This window comes from Nitrobacter sp. 62-23, from assembly GCF_001897285.1.
GTDB lineage: Bacteria > Pseudomonadota > Alphaproteobacteria > Rhizobiales > Xanthobacteraceae > Nitrobacter.
The window spans coordinates 38,426-55,366 of record NZ_MKSM01000141.1 but is presented as its reverse complement, the minus strand read 5'-3'; the positions used below and the strand labels follow the sequence as shown (position 1 = coordinate 55,366).

Here is a 16,941-nt window from a genome sequence, read left to right as displayed (position 1 = left end):
TCGGGATGATCATGGCACCCTACGACTTTGGAAATTCCAGTCCCATTTCGCGATAACGGTTCGGATCGTCACCCCAGTTCTCGCGCACCTTCACAAACAGGAACAGATGCACAGGCTGACCTAAAATCTCGGCGATCTCCTTGCGGGAGTCCGCGCCGATCGCCTTGATGGTCGCACCGCCCTTGCCGAGCACGATCTTACGCTGGCTGTCGCGTTCGACAAAGATGGTCTGCTCGATGCGAACCGATTTGTCGCTGCGCTCGGTCCAGGTGTCGGTTTCGACCGTCGATTGATACGGCAATTCCTGATGCAGATGACGATAGATTTTCTCGCGTGTGATTTCGGCAGCGAGATGGCGCAACGGCGCGTCCGACATCTGGTCTTCGGGATAATGAAACGGTCCTTCCGGCACGCGCGCTGCGAGCGCGCGGCGGAGATCGCCGACGCCGTCGCCGGACATCGCGGAGATCATGAACGTATCCTCGAAGGCAAGGCGCGCGTTGGCCGCGCTTGCCAGCGCCAGCAGCTTGTCGCGGGGCACGAGATCGATCTTGTTCAGCACGAGAATTTTCGGATGCGCCACACTTGCGAGCCTCGTCAGGATGGCATCGGCCTCGTCATCGATCCCGGCGCGCGCATCGAGCAGCACGCAGACGAGATCGGCGTCGTGGGCGCCGCTCCAGGCGGTCGAGACCATGGCGCGGTCGAGCCGTCGCTTCGGCGTGAAGATGCCGGGCGTATCGACCAGAACGATCTGGGCGTTGTTCTCGACGACGATGCCGCGGATGAGCGCGCGGGTGGTCTGCACCTTGCGCGAGACGATCGTGACTTTCGAGCCGACCAGCGCATTGACCAGGGTGGACTTGCCGACGTTGGGCGCCCCGATCAACGCGACGAAACCGCACCGGGTCGTAGCGCCGGCCTCGCTCACTTGACACCTTCACGGGCGATCATCGCCGATGCCGCTGCCTTTTCCGCCGCGCGCTTGCTGCCGCCGACGCCCTCGGAAGCTTCCAGCCCCGGCAACTCCACCGCGACGCGGAAGCGCGGATCGTGATGCGGCCCGGTACGCTCCACCTCGCGGTAAACCGGAGTCGGGAGTCCCTGGCCCTGCGCCCACTCCTGCAGCACGGTCTTCGGATCCCGCAGCGGCCGCACCGGCTTGCGCATCCGCTCGATCCAGTTGCGCTCGACGAAGGCCGCCGCGGCCGCATAGCCGCCGTCGAGATAGACCGCGCCGATCACCGCCTCGCAGATATCGCCGAGCACGGACCGGCGCAACCGCGCGCCCGCGCCGGCGCCGACCGCGCCGAGCTTGATGCCCTCGAGCAGATCGAGCGACTTGGCGACGTCGATGCAGGTCTCCTTGCGCACGAGATCGGCAAGCCGCTTCGACAACTCGCCCTCGTCCGCCTTGGGAAAGGCGCGATAGAGCATGTCGGAGACCACCAGGCCGAGCACGTGATCGCCGAGGAATTCGAGACGCTGATAACTGTCGGCGCGCCCGCGCGAGGATTTCAGCGCCGAGACATGGGTGAAGGCCGTGGCCAGCAGCGAAATATCAGCGAACTTGTGACCCAGCCGCTGCTCGATCGCGGCCATGACCGCCTTGGTGCTGGTTCGCGCCCGCTTCTTCTTCGGCGCAGGCGCCGCCGCCTCCGTGCCGGACGGCACGGTTACGTCGTCGGAACTCGGCACTGGCTTGATGTCAGCCGATTCGTCGATCATCGCACGATGGAGAAGATGCGATTCCACCGTACTGCGGTGGGCCAGCGCCAGATTTGCCAGGCGTGCTCGCCCTCCTCGATCGAGAAGAAGATCATCTGCGCCCGTCCGACCAGGTTCTCAAACGGCACATAGCCGACAGCGGAGAGCACGCGGCTGTCGGTGGAATTGTCGCGGTTGTCGCCCATCATGAAGAAATGGCCGGGCGGCACGGTGTAGACATTGGTATTGTCGTAGAAGCCGTTGTCGACGCAATCGAGCGTCTTGTAGGTGATCCCGTTCGGCAGCGTTTCCTGCCATTGCTTGACCCGCGCGGTCGCGTCGGAGCCGCATGGATCCTCGCCGACGAAATCGGGCAGCCGCTCGCGCTGCACGGGCGCGTCATTGATATAGAGCAGCCCCTCCTTCATCTGGATGCGGTCGCCCGGCAACCCGATGACACGCTTGATATAGTCGGTCGAATTGTCCTTCGGCAGACGAAACACCACGACATCGCCCCGGTTCGGTTCGGAGCCGAAGATGCGCCCGGAAAACAGCGGCGGCGAGAACGGAATGGAAAAGCGACTGTAGCCATATGAGTACTTCGAAACGAACAGGTAATCGCCGACCAGCAGCGTCGCCTTCATCGATCCCGAGGGAATATTGAACGGCTGGAACAGAAAAGTCCGGATTACCAGCGCGATGATGAGAGCATGGATAACGACACGGACGGTCTCGCCGACGCCGCTTTCAGTCTTGGTTCCGGATGTCACGCTCATCGCTTCCCTATGTCCGTCACTGCCGCCTGAAGCGGCGGCAAAAGCGTCCAAGGCGAAGCGTGTCCGTTCCGCACAAAACGCTGTCAATCTGTTGTCTGGGCGAATCCGCGCGCACCCCCGCCACGATTCGTACTGAATTCACCTAGCGTTCTGATCCTGCAGCTCGCATGTTCCTTGCAGCACCCTCGATGCGATCTTTGGAATCATAAGGAACATTAGCAACTTTTATGATTTCCGGTGTGGTTTGAGGTTCGGAAGTCGACCCGCCGAAGTGCCACACCAGGTCGAAGCACCTGCGGCGTTTTAGACCGTTGTTTAAAGCTGCGCAATCGACCGCGCCGCGAGAATCGGTTAACATATTGATAATAACGTGATTTTTAGCTCGAACGCGCCGCAGGATCGAAAACCGAGAATCAAGATTTGCCCGGCGCGACGGCCGAAATTATGACGAAGGCCTGCGCCACAGGCCAATCGTCGGTGAGACTGACGTCGATCCGCGCTTCAAAGCCTTCGGGCGTCAGGATCTGCAACTGTCTCAGCGCCCCGCCCGTGAGCGTCATGGTGGGCCGACCTGCCGGCAGATTGACGACCCCCATGTCCCGCCACCATACACCGCGCCGGATTCCGGTCCCGAGCGCCTTGGAACAGGCCTCCTTCGCTGCGAACCGTTTTGCGTAGGTCGCCACCACCAATTTTTCATTGTTGGCGCGGCGCTCGGCCTTCGCCCGCTCGGCATCCGTGAAAACCCGGTTGAGAAACCGGTCGCCATGCCGCTCGATAACCTTCGCCACCCGGCGGATATCGACCAGGTCGGAGCCGATGCCGATGATCATGCGGGAGACGCCTTCAGCCTGGCGCGGCCGCGATCCATGGCCGCGCGCATCATGCGTACTGTCTCCGCAACCCCGACGAGCAGCGCCTCTCCCATCATGAAGTAGCCGATGTTCAGTTCGACGATCTCCGACAGCGCCGCGATCGTCTCCGCCGTGGCATAATCGAGACCGTGCCCGGCGTGAACCTCAAGACCAGCCGCCTTGGCCATGGCGGCCCCTTCGACGATGCGGCGCCATTCGGCACCCGCCTTCTCCTTGTGACCGTCGACAACAGCGTCGCACCAGCCGCCAGTATGAATCTCGATGGCCGGCGCACGCAATTGCGCCGCCATCTCGATCTGTTGCGGATCGGCGGAAATGAACAGCGACACCTGGATGCCGGCATCGTTGAATTTCGCGATGAACGGCGCCAGCGCGTTGCGTTGGCTGACCAGATCGAGCCCGCCTTCCGTGGTCAGTTCCTCGCGGCGCTCCGGCACGAGACAGACCGCATGCGGCTTGGTGGCCAGCGCAATTCGTTGCATCTCGGCCGTCGCGGCCATTTCGAAATTCAGCGGTTTCGAAATTTCGGCCTTCAGCCGCGCCATGTCGACGTCGCGAATGTGACGGCGATCCTCCCGCAGATGCGCGGTAATGCCGTCGACGCCCGCCTCGATCGCCGCGAGCGCGATGCGGACCGGATCCGGCCGCGTGCTGCCCCGCGCGTTGCGCAGGGTGGCGACGTGATCGACATTGAGTCCGAGACGAATCGCGGGAAAAGAATGGGGCATCAGTCCCTCTTATCTAGCTCAGCAGATTGAATAGCGAAAACGCACTCCCTCTCCTTTTCGGAAAGAGAGTTGGGTGAAGGGCCACTAAGGATGATCGGCAGACGGTGCCTCCTCACCCGGCTGCTGCGCAGCCGACCTCTTCCCGGCAGGGAGAGGAAAGGTTTGCACGCACAGATCCGTCGCGATTGAGGCGCATTTGCTTAACCATTGACCCGCTCGACGCGCGCCACGACATCCTTGGCGCGCAACTGGGCGAGAATGGCGCTGAGATGCTTGAGGTCGTAAACCTCGAGATCGATGGTCATTTCGGTGAAGTCATCCGAGCGCCTGCTCATGCTAATATTGTCGATGTTGCCGTCGTGCTCCGCGATCACGGTGGCGACCTGCGCGAGGCTGCCGGGCTCGTTGAGGCTATCCACCACGATGCGCGCCGGAAACCGTTGCAGCGTGGTGTCGTCGACGTCCCAGCGAACGTCGAGCCAGCGCTCGGGCTCTTCCTCGAAATCCGTCAGCGCCGGCGACTGGATCGGATAGATCGTGATGCCCTCGCCCGGCGTGACGATGCCGACGATACGATCGCCGGGCACCGCGCCGCCGTTGGGCGCGAACTTGACCGGCAGGTTCGAATGGATGCCGCCGATCGGAATCGCCAGCGGGCTGCGGGCAGGATCCGGCGGCGACTTCAATTTCAGCTTCTCCGCCAGGCTCTTCTTCACGCCGAAACGGCCCGACCGCTCTTCCTTGTAGTCCGGATACATCGCGCGCGCGACATCGGAGGCGCGCATTTCACCGCGACCGACCGAAGCCATCACATCGTCGATCGTCGTGCGCGCCAGTCGCGGCAACGCGCCGGTGAGCTTGTCGTCGGCGTATTCGATCTTGGCGCGCATGAACAGGCGCTCCACGATCCGCCTGCCAAGGCTGACATACTGGCCGCGCACAGCCGCACGGGTGGCGCGCCGGATCGCGGCCCGCGCCTTGCCTGTGATGGCAAGCGATTCCCAGGCGGAGGGCGGCGCGGACTGGGCGGCGGAGGTCAGGACTTCGACCTCGTCGCCGTTCTGCAGGCGCGACGTCAACGGCGCGAACTTGCCGTTGATCTTGCAACCGACCGTGCTGTTGCCGACATCGGTGTGCACGGCGTAGGCAAAGTCGATGACATTGGCGTGCCGCGGCAGCGCGATCAGCTTCCCCTTTGGCGTGAAGCAGAACACCTGGTCGTGAAACAGCTCCAGCTTGGTGTGCTCGAGAAACTCTTCCGGATTGATGCTCTCCGACAGCATCTCGATGGTGTGACGCAGCCACGCAAATGCATTGGACTCGCGGTTGAGCAACTCGGTCGGCGAACCCGCCCTGTCCTTGTAAAAGGCATGTGCGGCGATGCCGAATTCGGCGATTCGGTCCATCTGCGCGGTGCGCAGTTGCAATTCGACGCGCTGGTTGCCCGGTCCGATCACGGTGGTGTGAATCGAGCGATAGTCGTTCTGCTTCGGCGTCGAAATATAGTCCTTGAAGCGCCCGGGCACGACCGGCCACGTCGTATGCACCACGCCGAGCGCGCGATAGCAGGCTTCGACGTCGGGCATCACGACGCGAAATCCGAAAATGTCCGAGAGCTGCTCGAAGCCGACCGACTTTCTTTCCATCTTGGTCCAGATCGAAAATGGCTGCTTGCGACGTCCGCTCACCCGCGCGGTGATGCCCTTGTTCGCAAGGCTGGTCGTAAGCTGGCTCTCGATCTCGCCGATCAGGTTGCGGTTCCGCTCGGCCAGCGCATCGAGTCGCTGGGCGACCACCGCGTGGGCCTCCGGATCGAGCGTGCGGAACGCCAGATCCTCCAGTTCCTCGCGCATCTCCTGCATGCCCATGCGGCCGGCCAGCGGCGCGTAGATGTCGAGGGTCTCCTCGGCGATGCGCTGACGTGACGCGGGCGGCACGAATTCCAGCGTGCGCATGTTATGCAGCCGGTCTGCGAGCTTGATCAGCAGCACGCGGACGTCTTCGGCGATCGCCAGCAGCAGCTTGCGCAGGTTTTCGGCCTGCTTGGCCTCGCGCGAGACCAGTTCCAGCCGTTTCAGCTTGGTCAGGCCCTCGACCAGCGCGCCGATCTCGTGACCGAACATGTTGTCGATCTCGGCCCGGGTTGCCTCGGTATCCTCGATGGTGTCGTGCAGCAGCGCCGCGACGATGGTGGCGTCATCGAGCTTGAGACCGGTCAGGATGGCCGCGACCTCGAGCGGATGGGAAAAATAGGGATCGCCCGAGGCCCGCGTCTGCTCGCCGTGAGCCTTCATGGCATAGACATAGGCCCGATTCAGCAAATCCTCGTCGGTGTCCGGGTTGTAGGAGCGAACGCGCTCGACCAGATCATACTGGCGCATCATCCGCGGGCGCGGCGGCCTGGCCGGGGCGACCGGCGTCGGCGTCACCTCGACCGAATCAGTCGCGGTCTGCATCTGCCCCTTTCTGCGAGGCCAACTCGTCATCGAACTCAATGTCTTCATCGTACTGGAACGGTCCGCTCGCCCTCCGGCATCTATCCTAGATTGTCCCGGCCGAAAGTCGAACTCGAACTTTTGCCGCACGAGATTTTGGTTATCAGAGTAGAAGGTCCCGGCCGGACCACCCGCCGCCGCTCACGCGAGCACTCTTTCTGCCCTTGAAGCCGCCCCTGAACGCAAAAGCCCGGACCAGGGTCCGGGCTTGCAACATCTGTCGAAGGCGACGCGCTCATTCGTCCTCTTCGGGCTGCTCCTCGGGAGGCGCGAGCCCCTCCAGACCTTTCAGCAACTCTTCCTCGGTCATGCGCTCGACCGCGACCTCGGTGTCATCGGCATCAACGCTCGCCCCGGCCGAGCCGATCAAGGGCACGGTGTCAGGCTCCGGTTCGTCCACCTCGACGAACTTCTGCAAGGAATGAACCAGTTCCTCGCGCATATCTTCGGGCGAAATGGTCTGTTCGGCGATTTCGCGGAGCGAAACCACCGGATTCTTGTCATTGTCGCGGTCAATCGTAAGTTGCGACCCCGACGAAATCATCCGCGCGCGGTGCGCGGCCAAAAGAACCAGGTCGAACCGGTTGTCGACCTTATCAATGCAGTCTTCCACGGTGACGCGCGCCATCGCCTGTCGCTCCGTTTAGGGGGCCGAAACTATGAGATATAACTGCTAGGTATAGCGGCTTTGCGGATTTCGCAACAGAGAATTTAACATTTGGCGTGTAGGCTGGTCTCTGGTAGCCAGTACGAAAGCCAGAAGGCAGGCGTCCGGGGAAGCGGGAATAAGTCCAAGTCGGACAAGAAATCGCTTCATTGCTTCCTCATCGTATCCTACGCTCCCCTTGCCTCACATCATTGCGTTATTATTTGCTTCAGTCTGATCCGCAAGGTGCGATTTGCACCATTGGAATGCGTGGCTGGCTTCGACCGCACCAATAACGCCAACAACGATCACGAGAACGTTTGATGTCACCCGCCTCCAACAAGATCGCGCTCTTTATCGATGGCGCCAATCTTTACGCAACCGCCAAGACGCTCGGTTTCGACATCGACTACAAGCGCCTTCTGAAAGAGTTCCAGTCGAGGGGCACGCTGGTCCGCGCCTTCTATTACACCGCGATCATCGAAGACCAGGAATATTCATCGATACGGCCGCTGATCGACTGGCTCGACTACAACGGCTACACGGTGGTCACGAAGGCCACCAAGGAATTCGTCGACACCAGCGGCCGCCGCAAGGTCAAGGGCAACATGGACATCGAACTTGCGGTCGATGCGATGGAGCTTGCCGAACACGTCGACCAGATGGTGCTGTTCTCGGGCGACGGCGATTTCCGCTCGCTGGTCGAAGCGGTACAGCGCCGCGGCGTGCGCGTGACGGTGGTTTCCACGATCGCAAGCCAGCCGCCGATGATCGCCGATGAACTGCGTCGCCAGGCCGACGTTTTCACCGATCTCGTCGACCTGCAGCCGAAACTCGGGCGCGATCCGTCGGAGCGACAGGCGGCGCGCGAGCCGCGCCACCATGCGCCGCAGTTCCTGCAGCGCTCCACCGCCATGGCGCATCGGGGCGATGACGACGATTTCGAGGACTGACGCGCGGCGCGCCGAACCTGCTCTCCCCGGCGCGAACCCTGCAAAGGCAGAACCCGGCCGCGATTGCCCGCTGTGTCCACGGCTGGTCGACTATCGCCTGTCGGTGCGCGCGCGCGAACCGGACTGGTTCAACGCCCCCGTGCCCTCTTTCGGCAGCCCTGATGCGGCCTTGCTGATCGTCGGCTTGGCGCCGGGCGTGCAAGGCGCCAACCGTACCGGCCGGCCCTTCACCGGCGATTACGCCGGCGACCTGCTCTACGCTACGTTGTTGAAATACGGCTTTGCCGCCGGCCACTACCAGGCCCGCCCCGACGACGACCTCACCTTGCTCGATTGCCGCATCAGCAATGCGGTGCGCTGCGTCCCGCCGCAAAACAAGCCGCTGCCGGCCGAGATCAATACCTGCCGGACGTTCCTTTCCGCCACGCTGGCGGCGATGCCCCGGCTGCGAGCGGTTGTCGCGCTTGGCCGCATTGCTCACGATTCCGTGGTGAAGGGGCTCGGGCTGCGCGCCACTGCCGCACCCTTTGCGCATGGCGCCGTGCATGACGCCGGCGCGGTCAGACTTTACGACAGCTATCACTGCTCCCGCTACAACACCAACACCCGCGTCCTGACGCCTGAAATGTTCGAGAACGTGTTCGCGCGGGTGCGCGCCGACCTCTAATCATTTACCGTTTCAGGGAAACCGTGAAAGACCCGAGGTTCCTGATTTGACGCGTTTTCTTCACGCGAACCGGACTCCATCCCCGGGTCAAGCCGGAAGACATGCTTCGCTCGAAAACGCCATAGCCAGCCGCTGAAGCTATCGTGGCTCGGTGAAACGAACGCCCATCATCTCGCCGCTCCGCCAGACCCGCTCGCACTCCCGCGGCGGCGAATTCGGGACCAGCGCGACACCGAAACGCTTCGGCAAGGTCAGGCCGGAGGCGATCACGAGGCGCGCGCCATTGCTGGAAATATCCATGACCTCGCACTCCGATCTGCCTTCGACAGAATCGAGCACAAGCCAGGCCCGTTGATGCCGGCGCCGCATGCGTCGAAGGGCGCGTTTCTGTTTGATCCGCATGACGAGAGCAAATCACGGTAAACCTGAAATAACCTTGAACCGATCGATCAAAATTTAACGGCCGGAGCCAAAATCACCCAGGCAGGCGATTCTCGCTCGCATCTCTTAGGAAGCGGGATTCGCTCGCAGCCACGCCAATACCTCATCCGCATTTCGGTCGGGCGGGAATACCGGATAGTCCGAACCGCGTCGCTGCGTCTTTGGCGGTGAAGGGTGTGCTCACCCCCTCGCTCGCAGCAACCGGCCCTTCTCGCGGCCCCAGTCGCGCTTCTTCTCGGTCTCGCGCTTGTCGTGCAGCTTCTTGCCCTTGGCGACCGCCAGCAACAGCTTGGCCCGTCCGCGTTCGTTGAAATAGAGCTTGAGCGGGATCAGCGTCATGCCCTCGCGATCAACCGCGCCCATCAGCTTGTTGATCTGCTTCCTGTGCAGCAGCAGTTTGCGCGGCCGCTTCGGCTCGTGATTGAAACGGTTGGCTTGCAGGTATTCGGGGATGTTGGCGTTGATCAGCCAGATCTCGCCGTTTTTCGAATCGGCGTAGGATTCGGCGATCGTGCTCTTGCCGCGTCGGATCGACTTGACCTCGGTGCCGGTCAGCGCGATGCCGGCCTCGACGGTGTCCTCGATCGCATAGTTGAACCGCGCCTTGCGATTTTCAGCGACGACCTTGATCGCGCGTTCGTTCTTCTCGGCCATATCTGAAAACCTCCGGACGTCGCCTTTTCAACGAATAGCGGCAACGCCCGATCCTTCTAGTGTCTCGCTTCCGAAGTTCGCATGTCCCGCGCCTTATCTTTTCGCTTTCAGCAGATCGCGGATCTCGGTCAGCAATTCTTCCTCGCGGGTCGGCTTTGGCGGCGCCGCGGAGGCTGCCTCGTCCTTTCGCTTCAGCCTGTTCATGCCTTTGATAACGATGAACAGCACGAAGGCGACGATCACGAAGTTCAGCGTCAGGGTCAGGAAGTTGCCCCACGCCAGCACGGCGCCCTGTTTTCTGGCATCGGCCAGGTTCGAGGCGTTCACCGCCTTCGACAGCGGCGTGAAATGGTTCGAGAAGTCGAGACCGCCCGTGACGGCGCCGATGATCGGCATAATGATGTCGGAGACCATGGAGGAGACGATGGCTCCGAACGCAGCGCCGATGATGACGCCGACAGCGAGATCGACGACATTTCCCTTCATCGCGAATTCGCGAAATTCCTTCAGCATCGCAATCCTCCCCGATAATTCGCCGCCGCGCGCGGCAGCGGCAACTCGGCAGCAGCGGCAATCCCAAGCGAGAGACCCGGCCTCAATTCAGCAGACCCGCGTGCACCATGGCGTCGCGAATAACGTTCCCCGTCGCCGGCGTCACCGGCATCAGTGGCAGGCGCACGACTTCATCGAGACGACCGAGCAGCTTGAGGCCATGCTTGGCTCCGGCGACCCCCGGTTCCTTGAAAATAGCGTCGTGCAACGGGACCAGCCGGTCCTGAATCTCGAGCCCGGCGGCATAGTCGCCGCTCAGCACTGCCGACATCAGGCTCGCGCATGGTTTTGGCGCCACATTGGCGGTGACCGAGATGCAGCCGTGTCCGCCCGCCGCCATGAATGCGAGCGCCGTCATGTCCTCGCCCGACAACTGGATGAAGTCCGGCCCCATCGCACGGCGCTGCAGGGAAACCCGCGCCACGTTGGCTGTGGCATCCTTGACGCCGGCGATATTCTTCAGCTCGAACAGCCGCGCCATCGTCTCCACGGAGAGATCGACCACCGAGCGCGATGGAATATTATAGATGATGATCGGGATGCCGATCGCGTCGTTCACCGCCTTGTAGTGATGGTACATACCCTCCTGCGTCGGCTTGTTGTAATACGGCGTCACCACCAGCACCGCGTCGGCGCCGGCCTTCTCGGCGTGGATAGCCAGATCGACCGCCTCCCGGGTCGAGTTCGAGCCCGCGCCCGCGATCACCGGAACCCGGCCTTTCGCCTCGTCGACGCACCATTCCACAACCTTGCGGTGTTCGTCGTGGCTCAGCGTGGGGCTTTCGCCGGTTGTGCCGACCGGCACGAGCCCATGGACGCCCTCGCCGATCTGCCAACTTACCAGGCTGCGGAACGCGGCTTCATCGACGGAGCCGTTTTTGAACGGCGTCACCAGGGCGGTGTACGATCCCCTGAATATCGCCTTGCTTGCCATGATCCGCTCCAATGCGTTGCGCGGGCTTCGCCCGCGCCGAATTCGATGTTTCGCCAGTCATATCGGGTCTGGCGGCGCGACGAAAGGTCCGCGCCCCCGCCCAGACAGCCGCGATTTTGCCGCGGTTGGGGCGCATATAAGTCCGCCGCCCGAATTTTAGTATTTTGTCCACATATTCAATGAAAGTAGTCAGGAGATTAAAGCAGGCATGGGATTTTTGAAGCCTGCGTGATTTGCGAAAGGGGTTGCCGTGACATTGCCTGCCCGTGCATCAAGGTTGCGAACGGCTGTTTTCGGCGCGGGCGTGGTGGTGGCGGCCGGGCTCTGCACCGTGGCCGCAAACGCCGAAAAGGCCGCGAAGACCGAGAAGGCCGATAAGGCCGCCAAGACTCCGGCACCGAAGCCGCGACCTGTTTCGCACCACTCCGTCCCGAAGTCGGTCGCAGGCCCGAAGTCGGTCGCAAGCCCGAAGACAGTTGCGGGCCCGAAGACAGTCGCAGGCCACGCGCACGGCAAAACTTCAACTCCGGATAAAGACAAAGCCACCGCAGCCCCGGCAATTCAACCGGCCACGCGCAAGCACGCCGTGCTCCCGCCGCCGCCGAAACGCACGCCCGTTCCCAGGGCCGCGACGGCCGCGACAACATCGACGCCGCGCGCCGATCTCGAGGCGCTTCAGAATGTCATCGATCTGACCCGCAAACGCAGAACGTCCGACGCCACGCAGGTCGAGGCCGGCATGACGGACCCGGTGGCGCGCAAGCTCGCCGAGTGGATCATCCTACGCAGCGAAGACAACGGCGCGCCGACCGAGCGCTATCGCGCCTTCATCGAAGCCAACCCAAGCTGGCCGTCGCAGACGTTCCTGCGCCGGCGCGCGGAAGCAGCGCTGTGGGACGACCGTCGCGACGAGGCCACCGTGCTGGCCTGGTTCGACAAGGAACAACCGCTGTCGGCCAAGGGACGGTTCGCGCTGGCGCGCGCCCTGCTCGCGCGCGGCGATCGCGCCAACGCCGTGCTGCTGGTTCGCGAAGCATGGCGAACCGATTCGATGTCGGAAGCGCTCGAGGAGAAGGCGCTCGAGGCATTCGGCGCAATACTGACGCCGGGCGACCAGAAAGCGCGGATGGATTATCTGCTTTACGGCCGCGAAAGCGATGCGGCGCTGCGGGCGGCAAAGCGGCTTGGGAGCGCCGAGGTTGCGCTCGCAAGAGCGCGGATCGCCGCCGACCGCAAATCGTCCAGCTTGCGCACGTTGCTCGAAAACGTTCCAAACGAACTGCATGGCGACCCCGGCTATATCTTCGCCCGCATTCAGCTTTTGCGGCGTGAGGAGAAGTTCGGGGAAGCGGCGCGGCTGATGCTGCATGCACCGCGAGATCCCAACCGGCTTTACAACGTCGATGAATGGTGGATCGAGCGTCGGCTGCTCGCGCGCAAGATGATCGACGTCGGCGAGTATCGCACCGCATATCTCATCGCGCGCGATGCGGCGCTTCCTGCGCGGGATATCTACAAGACCGAGCAGGAGTTCACCGCCGGCTGGATCGCGCTGCGCTTCCTGAAGGATCCCAACACCGCCGCCCGGCATTTCGCCCGCATCGGCGTCGGCAGCGTCAACCCGACCGCGTTGGCGCGCGCCGGCTATTGGCAGGGCCGCGCCGCCGAAGCGGCAGGCCGCATCCAGGAAGCCCGTCACGCCTACGCCGCGGCGGCCGAGCAGTCCACCAGCTACTACGGCCAGCTTGCGCGCGCGAAACTTGGACTGCCGCAGATCGAACTCCGTGGCGTTCCCGGCAGCCGGTCGCGCGCCATCGAGCGGCTGGAGATCGTGCGCGCCGCACAGCTTCTTTATGCGATCGGTAAAGGCGAATTCGCGCTCCCGATCTTTGCCGACATGGGCGAGAACGGCGATCCGGACGCCGTACTCGGACTCGGCGAACTCGCCGCGCGCCAGGGCGACGCCCGGGCAATGCTGCTGGCCGGCAAGGCTGCGCTCAATCGCGGGCTGCCGTTCGATTTCTATGCCTATCCCGTCAGCGGAATTCCGTCGTTCAAATCGATCGGACCGGATATCGAACGCAGCATCGTCTATGCGATAGCCCGGCAGGAAAGCGCGTTCAATCCGTCGGTGGTGTCGCCGGCTCACGCCTACGGCCTGATGCAGGTGACGCCGGATGCCGGACGATATGTCTGCAAGAAGTACGGCGTCGGCTTCGACCTTCAGCGCATGAAAAACGAGCCTGCCTATAACGCCGCGCTCGGCGCGGCCGAACTCGGCGGCCTGCTCGAAGACTATCGCGGCTCATATATCCTGACCTTCGCGGCCTACAATGCCGGCCGCGGCAGCGTCAGAAAATGGATCGCGCGCTACGGCGATCCGCGCGATCCGGGGGTCGATGCGGTGGACTGGGTCGAACTGATCCCGTTCTCGGAGACGCGCAACTACGTCCAGCGCATTATGGAAAATCTGCAGGTCTACCGCGCCCGCTTCGGCGGAGGCTCGAAACTGCAGATCGAGGCGGACTTGCACCGCGGCTCCATCGAATAGCGCACGGGCCACCCATGCCTGCGCTTTTAGCTGAGCGGGCGCATCGTCGCGCAGACGTCACAGAACGCCTATGGCGTTTTCGAGCGAAGCATGTCCTCGGGCTTGACCCGAGGATGGATGCCGGTTCGCATCAAGAAGAAGCGCCAATCAAAATTATGGAGCCCCGCTTCTGATTCCATCAGAAGCGGAAAGGCTCCAGGTGAACAAAAAGGCGCTCCAAGGAATGCCTTTGCCGTTTGCCTTCCCGAAGAATGCTAGAGTCTGTTTCAATCGCGTTGAATCAGACTCGTTGCCTATCTTTTATTGAGCGTGATCTTTCCGAAAGCGATTTCCACTTTTCGGGATCATGCTCTGGTTATCGTCGAAAATTTCGTCGCACGTCGGGGTACGCGGCAGGGCCGTCTTCGTGGAAACGATAGAACGGGTTCACGTCGCAGTAGGCGATGCGGCCGGAGGCCGTCGCGAGGCATTGCTGGTAGGTGTCGAAGCTGCAATCGCCAACACCGCTCGCGTAAAAATCGCCTTTGATGCAATACGGATAATCCCGGGCCTGCGCGGCTGACGAAGCCAGAACAAGGAACGAGCCCGCAAAACCGGTGCACGCGGCCGCCAATAAAAATCCGTGAGTCGTCACCATATGTCTGACCATATGCATTGCGCTGTTACCCATTGCTGTTCCGCTTTGTCTCCCGGACTTATATTGTGAAAGAACGGGATCGACCACCGTCGCATACGACATCAACGGCGATTTGCTGAAAGATATTTCGTGTTTTGCTGCGGACAGAACCGGCCGCCACTCCCTGAACCGGGATGCGCTTGATCGAAGAGGCGCGCCGGCTCTGTGGTGGCATTCACATCTTCACACACTTATCGGATCAAGAGATATCCGAACAGCGGCCGAGCGACGCGACGCCCCGCTCATGGCGCCCCGCGATGACATATCGACATGCTGCATCGTGAATTTATCCTGATCCAGCCGGACCAGCGATACTGCGATTGCGCGAACAGTCTCCTGCCTCACCAGAAAAAATAACCCTCGGCAGTTTCCTGCCGAGGGTTAAGATGTCGTCAGGCGACCGGTATTACCAGTTGCGCTGCGCGCGGAGCATGACGGTCCAGGTGTCCTGATCCTTCAGGGTATAAGGACCAGCCGGCTTGGCAAGGCTGGTGCTGGCCGCATTCACCGTGCCGGCGTACTTCTGATCCAGCATGGTATAAACAGCTTCGGTCGTGAACGTCAGGTTCCTGACCGGGGTCCAGCGCAGGTTCGCGCCAACCTGCCCGATGTTGTAGTCCGGGTTGCAGGTTACGATGCCTGCACCATAATTAGAAGCAGTCATCCCGGCGCACATCAGAGCCTTGGCTGTGCCGGTGTAGCTAACCGCTGCGTAGGCACCAAAAACCGAACTGCTCCAGTACGGGTTCCAGTTGTGGGTGAAAGCGCCGCGCATGCCCCAGGTCGAAACCAACTGGAGCTGGTCACCGACGACGGGGCCATACACCGAGTCCGGCGCGAAGCCATATCCAACGCCGGTCACGCCGGAATAGATCGTTGCACCGGCTGCCGGACCGGACAGTTCCTGGAAGTTGTAGCCGCTCGCGCCGTTGGTATAGACGCCCGAGATGTTGATCGTGTCACCCGGTCCGGTCGGGATGTTCTTGATCTGGAGTCCGAGCTGACCGGCCCAACCCCACTTGTCTCCGGGACCGCCTGTCGTTTGATCGGCACCGTAGTAAGCAGGATTGTTGTTGTGGGCCGCAACCGACACCTGGAACAGGCCCCAGGCCTGATCGACGCGGATCTGGCCAACGACGTCCGGAGCGCGGGTTCCACCGTAGGCGCTGGCGCCGTAGCCGAAGTTACCCTGCGCCGCAGTTGCGAGGTTGCGAATGCCAGGCTGGTAGTATGCGCTCGGATCCTGCACGCCGACCGAGGCCGACACGCCGTTGCCGAACTCGGCGGTATAGGCGAACTGGTTCACGCCCTGCGAGGTGGTGCCGCCGCCGCCGACGAGACCATCATAGATGTTACCCGGATAGGCTCCCCAGGGCGTGCTGAACAGCGAGACGGCCTTACCCATCGTGAAGCCGGCGAACTGGATGAAGGCGAAGTTCAGGCCGAGCTGGCCGTTGGAGACGCCGCCATTCACAGCGGAGTCATACGCAGTCGCGCCGTTCCCCAAACCGTTGTAGCCGCCCGAGGTCCACGTGTAGTTCGCATCGAAATAGGTGCGGACCACGCCGTATTCGGTAGCGGTGCGGGTGTCGAGATTCAGGTTCGCGCGCGCCCGCCAGGTGAAATCGTTGCTGAGACGATTCTGAGCGCCGCCCAGACCCGAGGTATTGCCGCTGAAGACCGAATTCGTATTGACGCCCATATCGGCACGCAGGTAGCCGCCGAGCTTAAGGCAGGTGTCGGTGCCGGGGATATAATAGAAGCCTGCGCCGTACAGGGAGCAGACCTTCACGTATTCGACCGCCTTGGCCTTCAACGGAAGATCAGCAGCCTGTGCCCCGCTCATGGCGACGAGACCTGCCGCCGAGCTGAGGAAAAGGCTTTTCATCAATTTCATTTCAACCTCCAAGTTGCTCTGTAGGGCAGGTTCCGGATCCGCTGTGCGCCAGCACTCGAAGAAACGTTCCCTCAGTCCCTGACTAACCGCCCAGCCGTTCGCGCTTGTTCGGGCACTCCCGCCAACGCGAGGGACTCAAGCGAACCACCCAAAAACAGCGAACCACCTAAAACGGGACGACCTCGGGATGCCCCCCTCCGTCGTGTGACCACAATTACCGAACCGACTTGCACACGCAATGAAGGAACGTCTCAGAATAGAACGCGTCTAACCGTTTTTGGCCTTGTGTTGCACAAACAGCACGCCTTCCCGTTGCAAAGGGCCGAACAAGTCCTTGTTTGCCATATATTTTTCAAAACACGTCACCCCGCATGCGAATACTTGCTTGC

At 62.1% G+C, this 16,941-nt stretch carries 16 protein-coding genes; 3 read left to right on the top strand and 13 right to left on the bottom strand.

Going from position 1 to position 16,941, the window contains the following annotated elements; translation table 11 throughout:
• Positions 1-19: 19 nt before the first annotated feature.
• The 7 genes from era to rpoZ form a co-directional block, all read right to left on the bottom strand.
• The gene (gene era, locus BGO16_RS17930) at positions 20-931 is read right to left on the bottom strand and encodes a GTPase Era (protein ID WP_292620513.1); all 912 of its coding nucleotides are present in this window, start codon (positions 929-931) and stop codon (positions 20-22) included.
• The gene (gene rnc, locus BGO16_RS17925) at positions 928-1,728 is read right to left on the bottom strand and encodes a ribonuclease III (protein WP_292620512.1); all 801 of its coding nucleotides are present in this window, start codon (positions 1,726-1,728) and stop codon (positions 928-930) included. Before rnc ends, era begins: the two co-directional genes overlap by 4 nt.
• Positions 1,725-2,483: a signal peptidase I gene (lepB, locus tag BGO16_RS17920; protein ID WP_292620511.1), complete on the bottom strand. Its 759-nt coding sequence runs from the start codon at positions 2,481-2,483 to the stop codon at positions 1,725-1,727. Before lepB ends, rnc begins: the two co-directional genes overlap by 4 nt.
• Before the next feature lie 413 nt (positions 2,484-2,896).
• The gene (acpS, locus tag BGO16_RS17915; RefSeq protein WP_292620510.1) at positions 2,897-3,316 is read right to left on the bottom strand and encodes a holo-ACP synthase; all 420 of its coding nucleotides are present in this window, start codon (positions 3,314-3,316) and stop codon (positions 2,897-2,899) included.
• Complete coding sequence (locus tag BGO16_RS17910; protein WP_292620509.1) at positions 3,313-4,086, bottom strand: pyridoxine 5'-phosphate synthase; 774 nt, start codon at positions 4,084-4,086, stop codon at positions 3,313-3,315. Before BGO16_RS17910 ends, acpS begins: the two co-directional genes overlap by 4 nt.
• 200 nt (positions 4,087-4,286) lie before the next feature.
• Positions 4,287-6,542: a bifunctional (p)ppGpp synthetase/guanosine-3',5'-bis(diphosphate) 3'-pyrophosphohydrolase gene (locus BGO16_RS17905; protein ID WP_292620508.1), complete on the bottom strand. Its 2,256-nt coding sequence runs from the start codon at positions 6,540-6,542 to the stop codon at positions 4,287-4,289.
• Between the two features lie 274 nt (positions 6,543-6,816).
• The gene (gene rpoZ / locus BGO16_RS17900; RefSeq protein WP_292620507.1) at positions 6,817-7,209 is read right to left on the bottom strand and encodes a DNA-directed RNA polymerase subunit omega; all 393 of its coding nucleotides are present in this window, start codon (positions 7,207-7,209) and stop codon (positions 6,817-6,819) included.
• Positions 7,210-7,550: 341 nt separating this feature from the next.
• Between rpoZ and BGO16_RS17895 the strand changes: the two genes are divergently transcribed.
• Both BGO16_RS17895 and BGO16_RS17890 read left to right on the top strand, forming a co-directional pair.
• Positions 7,551-8,180 (top strand): NYN domain-containing protein, encoded by a 630-nt coding sequence (locus BGO16_RS17895; protein WP_292620506.1) that lies wholly within the window; start codon positions 7,551-7,553, stop codon positions 8,178-8,180.
• Entirely contained in the window at positions 8,158-8,847 is a 690-nt protein-coding gene (locus BGO16_RS17890) for a uracil-DNA glycosylase (protein WP_292620505.1), read from the top strand. The genes BGO16_RS17895 and BGO16_RS17890 overlap by 23 nt, the downstream gene beginning before the upstream one ends.
• Before the next feature lie 138 nt (positions 8,848-8,985).
• On the opposite strand, the gene BGO16_RS17885 is transcribed toward BGO16_RS17890, so the two are convergent.
• The 4 genes from BGO16_RS17885 to dapA all read right to left on the bottom strand — a co-directional run bounded on the left by BGO16_RS17885 (position 8,986) and on the right by dapA (position 11,428).
• The gene (locus BGO16_RS17885; RefSeq protein WP_292620504.1) at positions 8,986-9,147 is read right to left on the bottom strand and encodes a hypothetical protein; all 162 of its coding nucleotides are present in this window, start codon (positions 9,145-9,147) and stop codon (positions 8,986-8,988) included.
• A gap of 321 nt (positions 9,148-9,468) precedes the next feature.
• The gene (smpB, locus tag BGO16_RS17880; RefSeq protein WP_292620503.1) at positions 9,469-9,942 is read right to left on the bottom strand and encodes an SsrA-binding protein SmpB; all 474 of its coding nucleotides are present in this window, start codon (positions 9,940-9,942) and stop codon (positions 9,469-9,471) included.
• A gap of 93 nt (positions 9,943-10,035) precedes the next feature.
• On the bottom strand, positions 10,036-10,455 hold the full coding sequence (gene mscL, locus BGO16_RS17875; protein ID WP_292620502.1) for a large conductance mechanosensitive channel protein MscL: 420 nt from the start codon (positions 10,453-10,455) through the stop codon (positions 10,036-10,038).
• 82 nt (positions 10,456-10,537) lie between these two features.
• Positions 10,538-11,428, bottom strand: a complete 891-nt coding sequence (dapA, locus tag BGO16_RS17870; RefSeq protein ID WP_292620501.1) for a 4-hydroxy-tetrahydrodipicolinate synthase — start codon at positions 11,426-11,428, stop codon at positions 10,538-10,540.
• Between the two features lie 250 nt (positions 11,429-11,678).
• Here dapA and BGO16_RS17865 point away from each other — a divergent pair, with 250 nt between their 5' ends.
• Positions 11,679-13,979, top strand: a complete 2,301-nt coding sequence (locus BGO16_RS17865; protein WP_292620500.1) for a lytic transglycosylase domain-containing protein — start codon at positions 11,679-11,681, stop codon at positions 13,977-13,979.
• 355 nt (positions 13,980-14,334) lie between these two features.
• Here BGO16_RS17865 and BGO16_RS17860 read toward each other — a convergent pair whose 3' ends face one another.
• Complete coding sequence (locus BGO16_RS17860) at positions 14,335-14,649, bottom strand: DUF3551 domain-containing protein (protein ID WP_292620499.1); 315 nt, start codon at positions 14,647-14,649, stop codon at positions 14,335-14,337.
• 412 nt (positions 14,650-15,061) lie between these two features.
• Positions 15,062-16,552, bottom strand: a complete 1,491-nt coding sequence (locus tag BGO16_RS17855) for a porin (protein WP_292620498.1) — start codon at positions 16,550-16,552, stop codon at positions 15,062-15,064.
• Positions 16,553-16,941: the final 389 nt, after the last annotated feature.